Below are 772 nucleotides of genomic sequence, written 5' to 3' on the forward strand. Positions count from 1 at the left end.
ACATCCGGTAGGGCGGCTGGAGGTTGTTCTGGTTGTTCGGGTCCGCCGGCACCTCCCAGCGGTCGTTGCCCTGGAACCACTGGCTCGGGTCGGTGACGTGGTAGCGCGCGTACTGGTAGCGCTGCACCTTGAACAGGTCTTCGGGGTAGCGCAGGTGCTCCATCAGCCCCTCGGGGATCTCCGACCGGTCCTTGACCGTGCCGGGGAACGCGCCGCGCCAGGCCTTGAGGATCGGGTCGGTCTCGTCCCACTCGTAGAGGGTCACGGTGCCGTCGTAGGCGTCGACGGTGGCCTTCACCGCGTTGCGTACGTAGTTGACCTCGTCGGTCGGGAGCGTGCGCAGGCCGGTGGTCTCCTGGAACGCGTCGTCGACCATCGTGTCGAACGACTCGCGCTCCGAGCCGGGGAACCTGTCGGTGACGGTGTAGCCGTCGACCACCCAGACGATCCGGCCCTCCTCGTCGCCCTCGCCCTCGACGATCGCCGGGTAGACGTCGTCGTCGATGGTCAGCCAGGGCGCGACCTTCTGGACCCGCTCGGTCGGGTCGCGGTGGTAGAGCACCTCGCTGTTCTCGTTGACCCGGCCGGACAGCAGGAAGTTCGTGGAGCCGAAGCGGATGGCGTAGAGCAGCTGGCGGAACGTGTTGCCGACCGGGACGCCGCCGGCGCCGTCGTACGTCGTGGTGCCCTCGCGGCCCTCGGCCGCCGCGGCCGCGTCCTCGGGGTCGCCCTCGACGGGCTCGGCGGTGGTGGAGCGGCGCAGGTCGAGCTC

Annotated in this window: 1 protein-coding gene; it reads right to left on the reverse strand. The window is 69.8% G+C overall.

From position 1 onward, the window contains the following. The coding region (locus INT12_RS30625; RefSeq protein WP_193059197.1) for a UPF0182 family protein at positions 1-772 on the reverse strand (772 nt) is incomplete at both ends.

The organism is Pseudomonas sp. K8, from assembly GCF_014889455.1.
Lineage (GTDB): Bacteria > Pseudomonadota > Gammaproteobacteria > Pseudomonadales > Pseudomonadaceae > Aquipseudomonas > Aquipseudomonas veronii.